The organism is Actinoplanes sp. HUAS TT8 (assembly GCF_051380535.1).
Taxonomy (GTDB): Bacteria; Actinomycetota; Actinomycetes; order Mycobacteriales; family Micromonosporaceae; genus Actinoplanes.
Genome location: NZ_CP195646.1, coordinates 8,786,762 through 8,802,500, shown reverse-complemented (window position 1 = coordinate 8,802,500; position 15,739 = coordinate 8,786,762). Strand labels below are relative to the sequence as shown.

Genomic DNA, 15,739 nt, shown 5'->3' with positions numbered 1-15,739 from the left:
GATAAGCTTCGTAGTCGAGAGGGAAACAGCCCAGATCGCCAGCTAAGGCCCCTAAGCGTGTGCTAAGTGGAAAAGGATGTGGGATCGCATGGACAACCAGGAGGTTGGCTTAGAAGCAGCCATCCTTTAAAGAGTGCGTAATAGCTCACTGGTCAAGTGGTTCTGCGCCGACAATGTAGCGGGGCTCAAGCACACCGCCGAAGCTGTGGCATTCACACGTTAGTGTGGATGGGTAGGGGAGCGTCGTGCAGCGGGTGAAGCGCCGGAGTGATCCAGGTGTGGACGCTGTACGAGTGAGAATGCAGGCATGAGTAGCGAATGAAGGGTGAGAACCCCTTCCGCCGGATGACCAAGGGTTCCAGGGCCAGGCTAATCCGCCCTGGGTGAGTCGGGGCCTAAGGCGAGGCCGAGAGGCGTAGTCGATGGATAACGGGTTGATATTCCCGTACCCGCAAAGAAACGCCCAAGACGAACCTACTTGTACTAACCACGCAAAGCCGGCGAGGACTTCGGTCTGAACTGGTGGAGTCTGGGACCTCGGGTGGTAGTAGTTTAGTGATGGGGTGACGCAGGAAGGTAGATGAGCCCGGCCGGTGGTTGTGCCGGGGTAAGCGTGTAGGCCGTCATGTAGGCAAATCCGCATGGCAATAGGCTGAGACGTGATGCCGAGCCGTTCTGGTGAAGTCATTGATCCTATGCTGCCGAGAAAAGCCTCTAGCGATGTTTCGAGCGGCCCGTACCCTAAACCGACACAGGTGGTCAGGTAGAGAATACCGAGGCGACGGGTGAACTGTGGTTAAGGAACTCGGCAAATTGCCCCCGTAACTTAGGGAGAAGGGGGGCCGGACGCGTGAAGCCACTTGCTGGTGGAGCGTGGTATGGCCGCAGAGAGCAGGGGGAAGCGACTGTTTACTAAAAACACAGGTCCATGCCAAGTCGTAAGACGATGTATATGGACTGACGCCTGCCCGGTGCTGGAACGTTAAGGGGACCTGTTAGCTCTTCGGGGCGAGGCGGAGAACTTAAGCGCCAGTAAACGGCGGTGGTAACTATAACCATCCTAAGGTAGCGAAATTCCTTGTCGGGTAAGTTCCGACCTGCACGAATGGCGTAACGACTTCCCCACTGTCTCAACCACAGGCCCGGCGAAATTGCAGTACGAGTAAAGATGCTCGTTACGCGCGGCAGGACGGAAAGACCCCGGGACCTTTACTATAGCTTGACATTGGTATCTGAATTCGATTGTGTAGGATAGGTGGGAGACTGTGAAGCTCGGACGCCAGTTCGGGTGGAGTCATTGTTGAAATACCACTCTGTTGGGTTTGGGTATCTAACTTGCGGCCCTGATCGGGTCGAGGGACAGTGTCTGGTGGGTAGTTTAACTGGGGCGGTTGCCTCCTAAAGGGTAACGGAGGCGCCCAAAGGTTCCCTCAGCCTGGTTGGCAATCAGGTGTTGAGTGTAAGTGCATAAGGGAGCTTGACTGTGAGACTGACGGGTCGAGCAGGGACGAAAGTCGGGACTAGTGATCCGGCACTTGCGTGTGGAAGCGGTGTCGCTCAACGGATAAAAGGTACCCCGGGGATAACAGGCTGATCTTCCCCAAGAGTCCATATCGACGGGATGGTTTGGCACCTCGATGTCGGCTCGTCGCATCCTGGGGCTGTAGCAGGTCCCAAGGGTTGGGCTGTTCGCCCATTAAAGCGGTACGCGAGCTGGGTTTAGAACGTCGTGAGACAGTTCGGTCCCTATCCGCCGTGCGCGTTGGATACTTGAGAAGGGCTGTCCCTAGTACGAGAGGACCGGGACGGACGAACCTCTGGTGTGCCAGTTGTCCTGCCAAGGGCACGGCTGGTTGGCTACGTTCGGAAGGGATAACCGCTGAAAGCATCTAAGCGGGAAGCTCGCTTCGAGATGAGGTATCCCACCACCTTGAGTGGGTAAGGCTCCCAGCTAGACTACTGGGTTGATAGGCCGGAGATGTAAGCACGGTAACGTGTTGAGTTGACCGGTACTAATAGGCCGAGGGCTTAACCACCCTAAACATTCTGCTTGCGTCCACTGTGTGATTCACAGCAAACGAACAACCACCCTTGTCGGGAGAGATCCCGGAAAGGTTGCTGGTTTTGTTTCGCTGATGGCTGTTTCGGTGGTCATAGCGGAGGGGAAACGCCCGGTTACATTCCGAACCCGGTAGCTAAGCCCTCCAGCGCCGATGGTACTGCACTCGGGAGGGTGTGGGAGAGTAGGACGCCGCCGGACTTAACTTATGGAAACGCCCACCCGGGTTCCGGGTGGGCGTTTCTTTTTGCCCGAAATTCGAGGCCAATCGAGTGATGTCGGCCCCTGAGGCCGGCAACAGGTGTGACCGTCACGGGCCGGGTCGGTATGCTGGCGGTAGGCCGTGACTGGCGCGTTCGGATGGTTGACCATCGGGGAGCGGCCTCGTCGAGATGACGACCTGCCGTGCGCCTGGGCCTCTTCACTACGTGATAGGGAAGGTCCTGTGCCTGAATTGAACGCTGAATCCACTGCCTTCCGTTCCGCCCTCGAGGTGGTTCGGTCCGTCGAGCCGCGCATCGCCGACGCGATCGCCAAGGAGCTCACCGATCAGCGCGAGTCGCTGAAGCTGATCGCCAGCGAGAACTACGCTTCGCCGGCCGTCCTGCTGGCCATGGGTAACTGGCTCTCCGACAAGTACGCCGAGGGCACCATCGGCCGCCGCTTCTACGCCGGCTGCCAGAACGTGGACACCGTCGAGTCGGTGGCCGTCGAGCACGCCAAGGCGTTGTTCGGGGCTCCGTACGCGTATGTGCAGCCGCACTCCGGCATCGACGCGAACCTGGTCGCCTACTGGGCGATCCTGGCCGACCGCGTCGAGGTGCCGTACCTGAAGAAGTTCGAGAAGCGGCAGATCAACGACCTGACCGACGCCGAGTGGGCCGAGCTGCGGCAGGCGTTCGGCAACCAGCGGCTGCTCGGCATGTCCCTGGACGCCGGCGGTCACCTGACCCACGGCTTCCGGCCGAACATTTCCGGGAAGATGTTCGACCAGCGGTCCTACGGGGTGGACCCGGCCACCGGGCAGATCGACTACAAGGCGCTGCTGGAGTCGGCCAAGGAGTTCAAGCCCGCTGTGATTGTGGGCGGCTACTCGGCGTACCCCCGCAAGGTGAATTTTGCCAAGATGCGGGAGATCGCGGACGCGGTCGGCGCCACCTTCATGGTCGACATGGCGCACTTCGCCGGGCTGGTCGCCGGTGGGGTGTTCACCGGGGACTACAACCCGATCCCGCACGCGCACATCGTCACCACCACCACCCACAAGAGCCTGCGCGGCCCGCGCGGTGGCGCCGTGTTCTGCCAGCCGGAGCTGTCGTCGCAGGTCGACCGCGGCTGCCCGATGGTGCTCGGCGGCCCGCTGCCGCACGTGATGGCGGCCAAGGCGATCGCGTTCGCCGAGGCCCGCCGGCCGGAGTTCTCGACCTACGCGCAGCAGATCGTCACCAACAGCCAGGCGCTGGCCGAGGGCCTGCTCAAGCGGGGCGTGCAGCTGGTCTCCGGCGGCACCGACAACCACCTGGTGCTGATCGACGTGCACCCGTTCGGGCTGACCGGCCGCCAGGCCGAGCAGGCGCTGCTCGACAGTGGCATCGTCACCAACCGCAACGCGATCCCGTCCGACCCGAACGGCGCCTGGTACACCTCGGGCATCCGGATCGGCACCCCGGCCCTGACCTCGCGTGGCCTGGGTGTGGCCGAGATGGACCAGATCGCCGAGCTGATCCACACCGTGCTGGCCGGCACCACCCCGGACGCCACGTCGAAGGCGAAGTTCACCCTCGACCCGGCCCTGTCCGAGGGCGTCTCGAAGCAGGCGACGGACCTGCTGGCCCCGTTCCCGCTCTACCCGTCGGTCAGCCTCGCCTGACCCTGCCCCGCGCACCTCGTCGAAACCCGTCGTGGCCTACCCGGCCCGGCGGGTTTCCGCGTCTGCGGGACCCGACGCGACCAGGGCGACTCGGCGGTTTCGGGTCCGCTGGATACCGGCGGTGATCAGGCCGGCGGCGGTCCACAGGTATGACGACGACGAAGCAGGCGACCTTCAGGGCGGCCGCGTCGAATACAGCATGGTGGCGGCGATGAAGGTCCGGCTCACCTCCCATGGCGGCGAGCTGCTGGGTTCGGCCATGCGGGCGATGCATCCGGACGCGACTGTCGCTTTCGCCGGGCTCTCCGACGCCCGGCTCGCCGCGCTGGTCGAGTTGCTGGCCGAGGTGCGCGTCCGGCTCGACGACGCCCGTTCGCAGGAGCGCTGACCCTTCGTACGGAAATAAAGGTTTCTGAAGGCTTTTGAGAGTTGTGGCGAGACTCGGCGGAACCGGTTCCGGAAGACCTGTTATCGATATTCATGAAACACGTCAGGTCAATTGTTACCGGTGGCTTGACCTGCGTGGATGAGCCGGATGGCGGTGCGCCCGGTGAAACAGCGGCAGCCGCCGGTACCGGTTCCGGAACCTCGCAACATCCTGGACATCGATTGGTAACGACTCTTAGCGTCGTGGCACCGGGTGAGCGCTCTCCCAGTTACCTAGTCCCCCTCCCGTCCTACTAGGAGACCCCCATGAGACGCTCCCGCTGGCGGAGCGGCGCGATAGTCGGCCTCACGGCCGCTGTTGTCGCCGGTTATGCCGCGATCACCATGTCCGGCGCCTCGGCCGCCGAGACGCTGCTGTCGCAGGGCAAGCCCGCGACCGCCTCCTCCACCGAGGCGGCCGGCGCCTACCTGGCCTCGGAAGCCGTCGACGGTAACCTCGGCACCCGCTGGGCGTCGGCCTTCTCCGACCCGCAGTGGCTGCAGGTCGACCTGGGCAGCACGCAGTCGATCTCCCGGGTCGAGCTGAACTGGGAGACCGCGGCCGGCAAGGCGTTCCAGATCCAGGTGTCGAACAACGCGAGCACCTGGACCTCGATCTACTCGACGACCACGTCGACCGGCGGCAACCAGAACCTGTCGGTCAGCGGCTCCGGGCGCTACGTGCGGATGTACGGCACCCAGCGCACCACCGGCTACGGCTACTCGCTGTGGGAGTTCAAGGTGTACGGCGGCGGGACCACCACGCCGACCGACCCGACGACGTCCCCGTCCGGGCCGACCCTGCCCGGTGGCGGGAGCCTCGGCGCGCAGGTCACCGTCTTCGACCCGAGCATGTCGAGCGCGTCGATCCAGGCCACGGCCGACGCGATCTTCAAGCAGCAGGAGACGAACCAGTTCGGCACGCAGCGCAACCTGATCGCGTTCAAGCCGGGTACCTACAACGGTCTGAACATCCAGGTCGGCTTCAACACCTCGGTGATCGGTCTCGGTCAGAACCCGCAGGACGTGCGGATCAACGGGGACATCACCGTGGACGCCGGCTGGTTCCAGGGCAACGCGACCCAGAACTTCTGGCGCTCGGTCGAGAACATCTCGCTGTACCCGGTCTCCGGCGCCGACCGCTGGGCCGTGTCGCAGGCCGCGCCGTTCCGCCGGATGGACGTGCACGGCGACCTGAACCTGGCGCCGAACGGCTACGGCTGGGCGTCCGGCGGCTACATCGCCGACTCGCGGATCAGCGGGGTCGAGGGGCAGTACTCGCAGCAGCAGTGGTTCACCCGGAACAGCCAGATCGGCTCGAACTCCAACGCGGTCTGGAACCAGGCCTTCGTCGGTGTGCAGGGTGCTCCGGCCGGCGGCTTCCCGAACCCGCCGTACACCACGATCGGGCAGACCCCGGTGATCCGGGAGAAGCCGTACCTGTACCTGAACGGCAGTGACTACGCCGTCTTCGTGCCCAACCTGTCGACCAACTCGTCCGGTGTGAGCTGGGCGAACGGCAACACCCCGGGTACCAGCATCCCGCTCAGCCAGTTCTACGTGGCCAAGCCCGGTGACAGCGCGGCGACGATCAACCAGGCGCTCGCGCAGGGCCTGAACCTGATCTTCCAGCCGGGCGTGTACCACGTGAACCAGACGATCAACGTGACCCGGGCCAACACCGTGGTGATGGGTCTCGGCTACGCGACGATCATCCCGGACAACGGCGTCACGCCGCTGCAGACGGCCGATGTGGACGGCATCAAGATCGCCGGCCTGCTCTTCGACGCGGGCACCACCAACTCGGCCAACCTGCTGGTCATCGGCCCGAACGGTTCGTCCGCGAACCACGCGTCGAACCCGACCACGATCCAGGACGTGTTCTTCCGGATCGGCGGCTCGATCGCCGGCAAGGCCACCAACAGCCTGCTGGTGAACAGCAACAACACGATCATCGACCACATCTGGGCGTGGCGGGCCGACCACGGCAACGCCGGCACGTACGGCTGGAACGTCAACACGGCCGACAGCGGCCTGATCGTGAACGGTCAGAACGTGACCGCGTACGGCCTGTTCGTCGAGCACTACCAGAAGTACGAGGTGGTCTGGAACGGGAACGGTGGCCGGACGTACTTCCTGCAGAACGAGCAGCCGTACGACCCGCCGTCCCAGTCCGCCTGGCGCAGCGGGGCCAACGGCTACGCCGCGTACAAGGTGGCCGACTCGGTGACCAGCCACGAGGCGTGGGCGCTGGGCAGCTACTGCTACTTCAACGTGGACCCGACGATCCACTCCACCAACGGCTTCGAGGTGCCGGTGAACTCCGGTGTGAAGCTGCACAACCTGCTCACCGTGTCGCTCGGTGGCAACGGCGTGATCGACCACGTGGTCAACAACACCGGGGCCGCCGCTCAGGGGACCGCGACCGTGCCGTCGTACCTGGTCAGCTTCCCGTAAGCAGTTCGGCACCGGCGGCGTGGGACCAGGCCCGGTCCCGCGCCGCCGGCGTGTTTCTCAGGTGACCCGGAAGCTGGTGGCGACCGGGGCGCCGTCGCGGGACTCCACGCTGAGCTGGTAGGCGGGCGTCTTCTGGCCGGCGGCCGGGAAGACCCAGCCGTACGGCATCGTCTTGTCCCCGATCCAGATCCCGGAGATCCGTCCGCTGGTGCTGACGATCAGGTGCCGCCCGGATGGGTGCCGGAACGTCAGGTTGGCGTCGCCGACCTTGCCCGTGACCAGTTTCCAGGCCGGGTCGAGGTGCCAGTTCTGCGACCAGACGGGCACGTCACCGAATCCGTCGGTCACGGCCAGACCGGCGTGGAGCTGGTCGACCATGATCTGGCGGCGGTGCGTCGCGCCGTAGACGTCGTCGGTGACCGCGAGGTTGTGCCGGGTCTTCCCGAAGTCGGTCTCGATCGTGCTGACACTGCCCTTCTTGATCTTCGGGTCGGGCGGTGCGGCCACGTTCTGGCTGGACGGATCGCGGCGGTACATGCAGAGCGGGTCGGTGGTGTCGTAGCCGTAGCGGCCGAGCCCGACCAGGACCCGGGTGCCCAGGGCCGACCAGGTGACGCCGCCGGCCCGATCGTCCTGGCCGTGCGCGCGGCGCTCCGGGCCGTACCGGACCGTGTAGAAAGCGGCGTCCGGGTCGGTCCAGCTGGAGCGGCCGATCACCCAGCCGGTGTCGTCGTCGCGGAGCACCTTGGGGTCCTTCGGCCGGCCCGGCTGGCCCTCGACCAGGTCGGAGTCGCCGACCTGGACGATCTTGCCGTCCGGCTCGGTCAGGTAGCCCCAGACGCGATCGGCCTTCCGGGACATGGCCTGGATCTGCCGGCCCTCGGTGGCGTAGCCCCGGAGCTGAGTCAGCATGGCGCCGGCGGTGTTCCACAGGGCCACGTTGACGTTCTGGTAGTACGAGGACTGCTCGAACGTGACGCCCGCCGGGGAGAAGGCCAGCGCCGCCTCCGACACGATGCGGTTGGCCGCGAAGCTGATCCAATCAGGCCGGTTCAGCACCCGGCCCGCGTTGATCATGTGGATGTTGGCCATCAGGCCGTGGTTGTGCACGGGTAGCCGCGGCGGCCCGGCGTACCGCTTCCCGGTCAGCACGGCGACATCGGCGACCATGCCCTGGACCAGCGCGGCCGAGTGGGTCAGGGCGTACAGGCAGTTCTCGGTCTGCAGGCGGCGCAGCGCGGTGCCCTCGTCCCAGCCGGCCGAGTTGTTGCCCGGGTCGGGGTTGGTGAGGTGGAAGTCCACGGCCTGCCGGATCAGGGCGGTCAGCGAGCGGTACTGGGCGTCCTGGGCGGCTCGCAGGGCCAGCGGCGGCATCCACCGCAGGCCCTGGAAGTTGAGCATCCAGGCGGGATCCCGGTCCGGCGGCTCACGCCAGATCCGGCCGGTGATCTCGCCGAGGGTCATGGACGGCGCCGGTGACAGGTCGACCTGGATCTGCCGTCCGTCCGGGATCGGCTGGGCGGCCGGCTCGTCGCCGCACATCAGGTTGACGGTGGCGTCCTCGGCGGCGCGCACGGGCATGGCCCCGACGAACGCCGACGGCGCGAAGGCCGAACCAGCCTCGGCTCTCGATGGTGGAATTGACGTCAGAATGGCCGCGCACAGCACAGCGAGCCCGGCTGCGAACAGCCCGGCCCACCACAATTTCGTCCCCGTGCGCGCCGCGTTTGGCCGGCGCAACGAAATCTCCCCGTGATTTCAAGATGTGCGGCTGATCGTATTGATCAAGTCCTCGTCCGCGCCTCCCCACTTCAGGCCAATGTGGTCAGTCCCACACCGCAACTTGCGCGAAACCTCTTGTTGACAGGGCCGAAGCCGAGGCGTCTACTCCAAGACAACGGCGTCCCTCGATGTAGCGGAGGCGGCATGCGCAGGCTGATGGCGGTCGCAAGCTGCATGATGCTGTTGCCGGCCGTCGCGGCGTGCAGCCCGGGCAACGGGGAGCCGGTCGTCGGGCTCATCACCAAGACCGACACGAACCCGTTCTTCGTGACCATGAAGCACGGCGCCCAGCGGGCCGCCGGGGCTCAGGGCGTCGATCTGCAGACCTTCGCCGGCAAGATCGACGGCGACAACGAGGCCCAGGTCCAGGCCATCGAAAATCTTATTTCGTACGGCGCCAAGGGCTTCCTGATCACGCCGAACGACTCGAAGGCGATCGTGCCGTCGCTGGACCGTGCCCACAAGGCGAACATGCTGGTCATCGCTCTGGACACGCCCGTCGACCCGCCGGACGCGGCCGACGCGACCTTCGCCACCGACAACTACCAGGCCGGAAAGCTGATCGGCGAGTGGGCCAAGGCCAAGTTCGCCACGGACGGCAAGCAGGCCAAGATCGCGATGCTCGACCTCAACCCGAACCAGGTTTCCGTGGACGTCAAGCGGGACCAGGGCTTCCTTGAGGGGTTCGGTATCCCGAACGGCGACCCGAACCGGATCGGCGACGAGAACGACCCGCGGATCGCCGGGCACGACGTCACCGACGGCAACGAGGAGGGCGGGCGCACCGCGATGGAGAACCTGCTGCAGAAGGACCCGTCGATCAACCTCGTCTACACCATCAACGAGCCCGCGGCGGCCGGCGCCTACCAGGCGTTGAAATCGGCCGGCAAGGACAAGGACGTCACGGTCGTCTCGATCGACGGCGGGTGCCCGGGCGTGGACAACGTGGCCAACGGGGTCATCGGGGCCACCTCGATGCAGTTCCCGATCAAGATGGCCGAACTCGGCGTCGAGGCGATCGCCAAGTTCGCCAAGGACGGCACGAAACCGCAGAACACCGCCGGCAAGGACTTCATCGACACCGGCGTCCAGCTGATCACCGACGACCCGCAGGCCGGCGTGGAGGCCAAGGACTCCGCGTGGGGCAAGCAGAACTGCTGGGGGTGAAGTCCCGACATGACCGCCGCCACTGACTTCGACGTACGCCGGCACGACTCGTTCGGCCTCCGGCTGCAGCACACGCTGCACGGCAATCCGGTGCTCGGGCCGCTGGCCGTGCTGATCCTGGCGATCGTCGCGTTCTCGATCGTCAACACCCGCTTCTTCGCCGCGGCCAACCTGTCGCTGGTGCTCGTGCAGGTCACCGTCATCGCCACGCTCGCCCTCGGGCAGACGCTGATCATCCTGACCGCCGGGATCGACCTGTCGGCCGGCGCGATCGCGGTCTTCTCCTCGATCCTGATGGCCCAGTTCTGTTTCAAGGCCGGGATGCCGGCGGTGCTCGCGCTGCTGCTCGGACTCGCCTGCGGGACGGCCATGGGCGCGCTCAACGGGATGCTGGTGACCCGGATCAAGCTGCCGCCGTTCATCGTCACGCTCGGCACGCTGACCATTTTCTTCTCACTGAACTCGGTGGTCAGCAACAGCGAGACCGTTCGTGGATCGGACATGCCGCACCTGATGACGTGGACCGGGGACGCGATCGCGATCGGGAGCTTTCAACTGACGTACGGGTCAATTCTGATGTTGTTGCTCTTCGGGTTTTTCTTCTATGCCCTGGGGCGCACCGCGTGGGGCCGGCACGTCTACGCCACCGGGGACGACGCGGAGGCGGCGCGGCTGGCCGGGATCCGGACGAGCCGGGTGCTCTTCTCGGTCTACACGGTGGCCGGGCTGCTCTACGCGATCGGCGGATGGATCCTCATCGGACGCCTGGCGTCGGCCAGCCCGAACGTCGGCACCGAGTACAACCTGGACTCGATCACCGCCGTCGTCCTCGGCGGGACCAGCCTCTTCGGCGGGCGCGGCGGGGTCATCGGCACGTTGATCGGCGCGCTGATCGTCGGGGTGTTCCGCAACGGTCTGCAGCTGGCCGGCGTCGAGGTGGTCTGGCAGGGCTTCGCCATCGGTCTGCTGGTCCTCGTCGCGGTCTCGCTCGACCAGTGGATCAGGAAGGTGAAGGCATGACCGGGCCCGGGGTTGAGGCGACCGCGCGATCCGACGAGGGCGCGGCGATCGCGCCCGTCCTAGAGGCAAAAGGGCTGATCAAACGGTACGGACGGGTCGTCGCGATCGACGGCAGCGACCTCGAACTGATGCCGGGCGAGATCCTCGCCGTGATCGGTGACAACGGCGCCGGTAAGTCCAGCCTGATCAAGGCGCTGTCCGGCGCGATGATCCCGGACAGCGGCGAGATCCGGCTGGACGGTGTGCCGGTGCGTTTCCGCAACCCGATGGAGGCTCGCGCGGCCGGTATCGAGACGGTCTACCAGACCCTGGCCGTCGCGCCCGGTCTGGACATCGCCGACAACCTGTTCCTCGGCCGTGAGCAGCGCCGTCCCGGCCCGCTGGGATCGATCTTCCGCATGCTGGACCGCAAGCACATGCGCGAGGAGGCCGCCCGGCACATGAGCGAGCTCGGCGTGGCCACCCTGCAGAACATCGGGCAGGCCGTCGAATCACTCTCCGGTGGTCAGCGGCAGGCGGTCGCGGTGGCTCGGGCGGCCGCGTTCGGCAGCAAGGTGGTGATCCTCGACGAGCCGACCGCGGCGCTCGGCGTCAAGGAGGGCAACCGGGTGCTGCAGCTGATCCGCGACGTCCGCGACCGGGGGTTGCCGGTGATCCTGATCAGTCACAACATGCCGCACGTGTTCGAGGTCGCGGACCGCATCCACATCCAGCGGCTGGGCCGCCGGATCGCGGTGATCACACCGTCGTCGCACTCGATGTCCGACGCGGTGGCGATCATGACGGGCGCCGCTCCGCCGCCGTAGAAACGCGGCTCTCCACAACGTTGTCCACAGCTTTTGGCGAGTTATCCACAGGCTGTGTTTAATCGAAGGTGGCGATGCGGTGCTGGGTGACGCCACCGATCATGGTGAAGTCACCACCGACCGCGACCGCGCCGAGCGCGTGGCTGACCGTGAGCGCGCGGACCCCGTGAATGCCGTTGGCCCGCGGGTTCCAGCCGGTCAGGGCGCCGCCCGGGTCGATCGCGGCCAGCTTGACCCGGGAGTGTGACCCGTCGGTGCAGTCGCCGAACTTGTCGACGTTCGCGTTGGTGCAGATGCGGTCGAAGTGGCCGCCGACGTACACCGTGCCGTCCAGCGCGCCGACCGCCTGCACATCCCCGTCGAACGTGCGCGACCAGCGCAGACGTCCGCCGGTGGTCCACGACTCGGCCTTCCCGCCGAGACCGCCCAGCCCGGCGTAGACCCCGCCGGCGTCGGCCGCGACCGCGTACACGGCCGCGGTCGGCTTCGGGGTGAAGCCGCGGTCCAGCTCGCCGGTGATCGCGTCGACCGCGGTCAGGCGCAGCGTCGACCGGACACCGTTCGTCCGGTGGAAACTCCCGCCCAGGTAGACCCGCGGCCCGGCCGTGGCCAGCGCGTACACCGGCGCGTCGGCGGTCGGCGCCCAGTCCGGGTCGAGGTCGCCGTCACCGATCCCGAACGCGGCCAGCCGGGTCCGCCGCTCGCCGTCCACGGCGGTGAAGTCGCCGGCCAGGTAGAGGCGGCCGTGCCCGACCGCCAGCGCACGGGGAGCGCCGTCGACCCGGTGCGTGAAAGCGCCCACCGCGCCGGTGGCGGCGTCGAGGCGGGCGACCGCGTCCCGTGGGCTCCCGGAGACCGTGTGGAAGTCGCCCGCCGCGTAGACCGAGTTCCCGCTCACGGCCAGGGCGCGGACCGTCCGGTCGGCCGCCGGCGCCCAGTCCAGCAGCTCACCGGTGCCCGCGTCGAAGGCAGCCAGCCGCCCGCGCACGACCCGGCGCCCGTGCGTGGTCGCCGCCGTGAAGTCCCCGCCGACATAGACCGTGCCACCCCGGAACGCGACCGCGTAGACCGAGCCGTTGAACGCCGGCAGGTCGTCGCGGGCCGAGGAGCCGACCTCGGCGTACGCCGGTGAGCAGCCCAGCACGGTCACGGCCGCGGCAGCGACCGCCGTGAGCGCGCGCCGCCACCGCTGAGAGATACGCATGCCGGGTCAAACGGCGCGGCGCCCACCGGGGATGCGGTGAAACTCTCAGCCCGTACCGCCCGGCGTCGATCAGTCCCGCATGCGGATGCGCCGGTCACGTCGGCGGACAGGCGCCCGGCACGGCCGGCGTCTGTTCGCCACCTATGCTGCCGCGAGCCTGGTGCCGGTGATGGTGCTGGGCGCGGTGATGTGGCAGGGGATCCGGCGCGACGCCGACGAACAGGGCCGGCGCCAGGGCCTGGCCCAGGCCCGGGTGATCGCCGAGATGGCGGTCGCCCCGTCGCTGGACGGCGCCGACCTGGAGGACGGACTCACCACCAGCCAGCTCGAAGGGCTGCGCCGGGCCACCGAACTGGCCGTCTTCCACGGGTCGGTGCTGCGGCTGCGGGTCCGAGGGTTCGCCGGCCAGGTGGTCTTCTCCGACGACGGCTCGACCGGCGGGGGCCTGCCGGTCTCCGACGCCGACTTCCGGGCCGCGGCCCAGGGCGAGTCGCGGGTCAAGGTCATCGGCGGGGCCGGCCAGGAGGTGATCCGGGTCGTGCAGCCGCTCGTGGCCAGCGCCTCCGGGCAGGCTCTCGGGGTGCTGGAGCTGTACCTGCCGTACGAGGAGATCGCGGCCCAGATGCGGGCCCAGCTGACCAGCGTGACCGAGCGGATCGCGGGCGGACTGGCCGCGCTCTACCTGGTCCTGGCACTGCTGGCCGGGTGGACGACCCGATCGCTGAGCCGGTACGCGGCCCGGCAGGAGTTCAACGCCACCCACGACATCCTGACCGGACTGCCCAACCGCGCGGCGTTCCGGAGCCGGGCCGAGTCGGTGCTCGCGGTCGCCGAGCGCGACGGCGGTCACGGCGCCGTGGTGCTGCTCGACCTCAACCGCTTCAAGGAGGTCAACGACACCCTCGGCCACCACGCCGGTGACGAGCTGCTGCGGGTGGTGTCCGGGCGGATGCGGGCCGGGCTGGACCCGGCCGACGTGCTGGCCCGGCTCGGCGGCGACGAGTTCGCCATCCTGCTGCCCGGGCGCGACGCCGCGCAGGCGGTGGCCGTGCTGGAACGGATCCGGTCGGCGGTCGCCGAGGAACTGGTGCTGGACGAGGTGCCGCTGAACATGGAGGCCAGCTTCGGCATCGCGCTCTACCCCGAGCACGGCATCGAGCTGCAGGCCCTCAAGCTGCGCGCGGATGCCGCGATGTACCAGGGCAAACGTGGCGCCGAGGACATCGTGGTGTTCGCCGGCGGGACGGCCGGGCACCCGCACCAGTGGCTGAAGATCCAGGCCGAGCTGCGGCACGCGCTGGAGCGCGACGAGTTGGTGCTCTGGTATCAGCCCAAGGTCGGGCTGCCGGACGGCGACATCAACGGCGTGGAGGCGCTGGTCCGCTGGCAGCACCCGGAGCGCGGGCTGCTGCCGCCGGGTGAGTTCCTGCCGGCGGCCGAGCATTCCGGGCTGATCGCGCCGCTCACCGAGTGGGTGCTGCGGCGCGCGCTGGCCGATCAGGCCGGCTGGACCGCGACCGGTCAGGACTGGACGCTCTCGGTCAACGTGTCGGCCCGCAACCTGGACGCTCCCGGCTTCGCCGGATACGTCGCGGCGCTGCTGGCCGAGACCGGTGCGCGGCCGGACCGGCTGATCCTGGAGGTCACCGAGACCGCGCTGGCCGGCGATGCCGACTCCGCCGCCCGGGCGGTCAAGGAGCTCGGTGCGCTGGGCGTCGGCATCTCGGTCGACGACTTCGGGACCGGGTACACCAGCCTGTCGCACCTGCGCGGACTGCCGATCGACGAGATCAAGATCGACCGGGCGTTCGTCGCCGACGTCGATCGCGACCCGCAGAGCCAGGCGATCGTGCGCTCGGTGATCGAGCTGGCGCACGGCCTGGGCAGCCGGGTAACCGCCGAGGGCGTGGAGACGCCCGAGGTCCACCGATGGCTCGTCGACGCCGGGTGCGACGAGGCGCAGGGTTATCTGTACGGCCGCCCGGTGCCGTGGCCGCAGGTCACGGTCGAACCGATCACCGAGAGGTCCACCCTATGAAGTCGTTCCGCCAGGTCCTGGCCGTGTCCGGAGTGCTGGCCGTGCTCGCGGCCGGTGGTTGCGGCCAGGCCGCGGCCGAGTCGACGACCCAGGCCGGGATGGATCTGACCGGCGCGATCACCGTCGACGCGACCCTGCGTGACCAGCTCCCGCAGAGCCTGCGCGACCGGGGGTTCATCCGGCTGGTGACCGACGCCAGCTACGCGCCGATGGAGTACTTCGCGGCCGACGGGCGCACCATCATCGGCTTCGAGCCGGACCTGGCCGCAGCGCTCGGAGCGGTGCTCGGCATCCGGGTCGAGGTGGTGATCGGCGACTTCGCGAGCTCGCTGGACGAGGTGAACAAGGGCACCTACGACGGGGTGTTCTCGTCGATGACCGACACCGCGGACCGGGAGGAGAAGGCCGACTTCGTCAACTACTTCAGCACCGGCACGTCGATCCTGGTGCAGCGGGGCAACCCCAAGCACATCACCACGATGGACGACCTGTGCGGGCAGTCGGCCGCGGTCGAGGCCGGCACGTTCCAGGAGGACATCCTGCGGGCCCTGTCCAAGAAGTGCGGCAGCCGGCCGGTGGCCATCGACGCGCTCAAGACGAACTCGGACGCGCTGCTGCGGCTGCGCGGCGGGCGGGTGGCGGCCGTGCTCAACGACTACCCTCCGGCGACGTACCTGGTCACCGACCCCAAGACGAACCTGTACTTCCAGCTGGCCAGCGACAAGCAGTACGAGCCCGGGCTGTTCGGGATCGCGGTGTCGAAGAGCAACCCCGACCTGCGGGACGCGCTGCTCGGCGCGATGAACCGGCTGATCACCACCGGTACGTACGGCGAGCTGCTGCAGCGCTGGGGTTTGAGCTCGGGGGCGCTCCAGAAGGCGACGATCAACGCCGGGAATTGACGGGTATT

10 protein-coding genes, 2 rRNA genes and 1 riboswitch (1 of these 13 only partly in view) are annotated in these 15,739 nt (G+C 67.5%); of the genes, 10 read left to right on the top strand and 2 right to left on the bottom strand.

All coding sequences use genetic code 11. The features are described 5' to 3' along the window. The 5 genes from ACSHV8_RS39110 to ACSHV8_RS39090 all read left to right on the top strand — a co-directional run. Nucleotides 1-2,036: ribosomal RNA gene (locus tag ACSHV8_RS39110) — 23S ribosomal RNA — on the top strand; it begins 1,040 nt to the left of the window's first position. A 107-nt stretch (nt 2,037-2,143) separates the two neighbouring features. Next, a 5S ribosomal RNA gene (rrf, locus tag ACSHV8_RS39105) occupies nt 2,144-2,260 on the top strand. Between the two features lie 132 nt (nt 2,261-2,392). Then, nucleotides 2,393-2,483, top strand: a riboswitch (ZMP/ZTP riboswitch). 21 nt (nt 2,484-2,504) lie between these two features. Beyond that, nucleotides 2,505-3,929 (top strand): glycine hydroxymethyltransferase, encoded by a 1,425-nt coding sequence (locus ACSHV8_RS39100; protein WP_436524370.1) that lies wholly within the window; start codon nt 2,505-2,507, stop codon nt 3,927-3,929. Between the two features lie 121 nt (nt 3,930-4,050). Further along, complete coding sequence (locus ACSHV8_RS39095) at nt 4,051-4,317, top strand: hypothetical protein (protein ID WP_436524368.1); 267 nt, start codon at nt 4,051-4,053, stop codon at nt 4,315-4,317. 305 nt (nt 4,318-4,622) lie between these two features. Then, entirely contained in the window at nt 4,623-6,812 is a 2,190-nt protein-coding gene (locus ACSHV8_RS39090; protein ID WP_436524366.1) for a galactose-binding domain-containing protein, read from the top strand. 57 nt (nt 6,813-6,869) lie between these two features. On the opposite strand, the gene ACSHV8_RS39085 is transcribed toward ACSHV8_RS39090, so the two are convergent. Beyond that, nucleotides 6,870-8,393, bottom strand: a complete 1,524-nt coding sequence (locus ACSHV8_RS39085; RefSeq protein ID WP_436524364.1) for a hypothetical protein — start codon at nt 8,391-8,393, stop codon at nt 6,870-6,872. A 345-nt stretch (nt 8,394-8,738) separates the two neighbouring features. On the opposite strand from ACSHV8_RS39085, the gene ACSHV8_RS39080 reads away from it, so the two are divergent. Genes ACSHV8_RS39080 through ACSHV8_RS39070 form a run of 3 tightly spaced genes read left to right on the top strand, consistent with a single transcriptional unit; the run spans nt 8,739 to nt 11,587 of the window. Then, nucleotides 8,739-9,761, top strand: a complete 1,023-nt coding sequence (locus tag ACSHV8_RS39080; RefSeq protein WP_436524362.1) for a sugar ABC transporter substrate-binding protein — start codon at nt 8,739-8,741, stop codon at nt 9,759-9,761. 9 nt (nt 9,762-9,770) lie between these two features. After that, entirely contained in the window at nt 9,771-10,781 is a 1,011-nt protein-coding gene (locus tag ACSHV8_RS39075; RefSeq protein WP_436524360.1) for an ABC transporter permease, read from the top strand. Next, the gene (locus ACSHV8_RS39070; protein ID WP_436524358.1) at nt 10,778-11,587 is read left to right on the top strand and encodes an ATP-binding cassette domain-containing protein; all 810 of its coding nucleotides are present in this window, start codon (nt 10,778-10,780) and stop codon (nt 11,585-11,587) included. Before ACSHV8_RS39075 ends, ACSHV8_RS39070 begins: the two co-directional genes overlap by 4 nt. Before the next feature lie 58 nt (nt 11,588-11,645). Here ACSHV8_RS39070 and ACSHV8_RS39065 read toward each other — a convergent pair whose 3' ends face one another. Continuing rightward, the gene (locus tag ACSHV8_RS39065; protein WP_436524356.1) at nt 11,646-12,791 is read right to left on the bottom strand and encodes a hypothetical protein; all 1,146 of its coding nucleotides are present in this window, start codon (nt 12,789-12,791) and stop codon (nt 11,646-11,648) included. A gap of 169 nt (nt 12,792-12,960) precedes the next feature. Between ACSHV8_RS39065 and ACSHV8_RS39060 the strand changes: the two genes are divergently transcribed. Together ACSHV8_RS39060 and ACSHV8_RS39055 are read left to right on the top strand one after the other, a co-directional pair. Further along, a complete protein-coding gene (locus ACSHV8_RS39060; RefSeq protein WP_436537108.1) occupies nt 12,961-14,829 on the top strand; it encodes a putative bifunctional diguanylate cyclase/phosphodiesterase in 1,869 nt (622 codons plus the stop codon). Beyond that, nucleotides 14,826-15,731: an ABC transporter substrate-binding protein gene (locus ACSHV8_RS39055; RefSeq protein WP_436524354.1), complete on the top strand. Its 906-nt coding sequence runs from the start codon at nt 14,826-14,828 to the stop codon at nt 15,729-15,731. The genes ACSHV8_RS39060 and ACSHV8_RS39055 overlap by 4 nt, the downstream gene beginning before the upstream one ends. Nucleotides 15,732-15,739: the final 8 nt, after the last annotated feature.

Bases quoted from the DNA above. Each gene is read 5' to 3' on its own strand.
- ACSHV8_RS39055 (WP_436524354.1), top strand. From the start codon at position 14,826: ATGAAGTCGTTCCGCCAGGTCCTGGCCGTGTCCGGAGTGCTGGCCGTG.
- ACSHV8_RS39075 (WP_436524360.1), top strand. From the start codon at position 9,771: ATGACCGCCGCCACTGACTTCGACGTACGCCGGCACGACTCGTTCGGC.
- ACSHV8_RS39060 (WP_436537108.1), top strand. From the start codon at position 12,961: ATGGTGCTGGGCGCGGTGATGTGGCAGGGGATCCGGCGCGACGCCGAC.
- ACSHV8_RS39085 (WP_436524364.1), bottom strand. From the start codon at position 8,393: ATGCCCGTGCGCGCCGCCGAGGACGCCACCGTCAACCTGATGTGCGGC.
- ACSHV8_RS39065 (WP_436524356.1), bottom strand. From the start codon at position 12,791: ATGCGTATCTCTCAGCGGTGGCGGCGCGCGCTCACGGCGGTCGCTGCC.
- ACSHV8_RS39090 (WP_436524366.1), top strand. From the start codon at position 4,623: ATGAGACGCTCCCGCTGGCGGAGCGGCGCGATAGTCGGCCTCACGGCC.
- ACSHV8_RS39080 (WP_436524362.1), top strand. From the start codon at position 8,739: ATGCGCAGGCTGATGGCGGTCGCAAGCTGCATGATGCTGTTGCCGGCC.
- ACSHV8_RS39070 (WP_436524358.1), top strand. From the start codon at position 10,778: ATGACCGGGCCCGGGGTTGAGGCGACCGCGCGATCCGACGAGGGCGCG.